Source organism: Streptomyces sp. NPDC049577 (assembly GCF_040675635.1).
Taxonomy (GTDB): Bacteria; Actinomycetota; Actinomycetes; order Streptomycetales; family Streptomycetaceae; genus Streptomyces.
The window spans coordinates 1-2,284 of sequence record NZ_JBFAPH010000565.1 but is presented as its reverse complement, the minus strand read 5'-3'; the positions used below and the strand labels follow the sequence as shown (position 1 = coordinate 2,284).

1 protein-coding gene and 1 pseudogene are annotated in these 2,284 nt (G+C 74.4%); one reads left to right on the top strand and one right to left on the bottom strand.

Translation table 11 applies throughout. The features are described from left to right. Nucleotides 1-826 (top strand): annotated as a pseudogene (locus AB0K09_RS32690) (serine/threonine protein kinase); the annotation flags it as partial. Here the strand turns inward: AB0K09_RS32690 and AB0K09_RS32685 are convergent. Then, nucleotides 808-2,284 (bottom strand): AMP-binding protein (locus AB0K09_RS32685; protein ID WP_366069021.1); only part of this gene is annotated, 1,477 nt, incomplete at its 5' end. The pseudogene AB0K09_RS32690 and the gene AB0K09_RS32685 sit on opposite strands and share 19 nt — an antisense overlap.

Sequence of the window (2,284 nt, the reverse complement as noted above, 5' to 3'; positions counted from 1 at the left end):
CCGCCGCCGCGCCCGCGCGGGCGGGTCCGGTGGTGCTTCCGCCGGGCCCGTGCCCGCCCCGGCTCCGGCCGCGCACGGCCGGCACAAGAAGGTGGGGCACCTCCAGGAAGAGGTCCGCACCCGCAGCCCGCACCGCCTGGGAAGGCTGCTGCTCGGCGCGATCCTGCTCGCCCTCATCGGCGTCGTGGTGTACGCCCTGCTGTTCATGCCGCGCGCCGAGGAGAGCGCGGGCCAGGCGCCGGCGGACCGTACGGGCACGACCGGAGCGGTCGGCGCCGGCCCCGCCTCCTCACCGGACCAGAGCACCGCCGGGCGGGCCGACCGGTCCGCCCCGACCTCCCAGGAGGCCCGGGCGACCGGCCCCGGCACCCTGGCCAAGGGGGTCACCGTCCGCGACGACCCCCAGGGCTTCTCGGTCGCCGTCCCCGACGACTGGCAGCGGCGCGGCGAGAACGAACGCGGCCAGGTGGTCTACGTACGCGGCGACTACGAACTCCTCGTCGTCCCCGGCCGGGACAAGGTGTCCGAGTTCGGCGCCGACCCCATGGCCTACCAGCAGGAGAAGGAGCCCGAACTGGCCCCGTACCGGGCCTCCACCTGGTCGGGCGCCTCCGGCCTGCGCCGCAGCGACGTCGGCCGCACGGCGACCGCGGAGGGCACCTTCAACTGGAACGACAGCAGCGGCCGCCAGGTCTACGTACGCAACGCCGCCATGATCCAGGGCGACCGCTACCACCTGCTCCAGGTCATCGGTCCGATGGACGAGCAGCGCTCGGTCGACGCCTTCTTCGAGCAGGCCATGGCCACTTACCGGGTGCGTGACTGAGCGGTGGGGGAGCCTCCGGGGCCTGCTGGACCGCGGGAGTAGCGTTCGCGCAGCTGCTGCTTGAGGACCTTGTGGAGCGTGGTGTCACGCGGCAACGCGTCCACGAGCTCCAGTTGCTCGGGCAGCTTGTGCACGGACAGGCCCGCCTCCCGCAGATGAGCCGTGACCTCCCCGAGCGTCAGCGGTACGGCCCCGGCCGTGAGCTGCACGACCGCGCAGACCCGTTCTCCCCGCGCCGCGTCGGGCAGCCCGATGACGGCCACGTCCGCCACGGCCGGGTGCGTGTGCAGCAGCTGCTCGATCTCCTGCGCCGAGACGTTCTCGCCCTTGCGGATGATGACGTCCTTGGCCCGCCCGGTGAGCACGAGGTAACCGTCCTCGGTGAGGTGCCCGAGGTCGCCGGTGCGGAGGAAGCCGTCGGCGTCGAAGGCCCCGGCGGTCCGCTCGGGGTCCAGATAGCCGCGGCAGACGGCCTCGCCGCGCAGCAGGATCTCTCCGTCCTCACCGGTCGGCAGGGGCGAACCGCCGGGCCCGGTGACGCGGATCTCCATGCCGGGGGCCGGTCGGCCCTCCGTGTGGGCGAGCTTCTGCGGCGGGTCGTTCCGGGCCCCCATGGTGATGACCGGGGCCTCGGTCATGCCGTAGCCGTGGGCCAGCCGGCACCCCAGCTCGCGGACCACCTCGTGGTACAGGCTCGGCGGCTTCGGCGCGCCGCCGCCCGCCAGCAGCCGCAGGGAGGGAAGGAGCGTGCGCCCCGGTTCCTTGCGCTGCTCGGCGAGGAACATGGAGTAGAAGGCGGTGGAGCCACCCGCGACCGTGACGCCGTGCCGGCGGTAGACGCCGAGCGAACCGGGCAGCGCGAAGTGTTCCAGCAGTACGGCCGGGAAACCGCACAGGAGCAGCATGACCGTGTAGACGGGACCGGCGACGTGCGCGTACGGGAAGGCCATGGAACCGACGTCCCGCGAGGTGAGCGCGAGCGCCTCCGCGAGGTGCGCGCCGGAGGCGATGAGCGAGCGGTCGGTGTGCAGTACCCCTTTGGGCTCGGCGGTCGTGCCGGAGGTCCAGTGGACCCAGCGGACCTCGGCGCCGTCCGGTGCCGGTGCCGGTGCCGGTGCCGGTGCCGGTGCCGGCGGGGGCGGGGGCGAGGGCATGGGCGGGCGCGGGGGCGGGAGGACAGCTGGGTCGGCCTCCGGGAGGGTGCCGCACGCCGTGAGCACCAGGGGCGGGGCGGCGAGCGACTGCGCGAGCCGGTGGGCCATGGCGGCGTGGTCGAACCCGCGCCAGACACCCGGGACGGCGAAGAACCCCGCTCCGGTCGCCCGCAGCGCATGGCCGGCCTCGCGGTCGCGGTAGGACGGGGCCCCGGACCCGCCCGACCCGCCGCCCGAGCCGGCCGCGTACATCGCCGAATTGATCCCGATGATCTCGCCGTTCATGTTGATCAGGGCGCCGCCG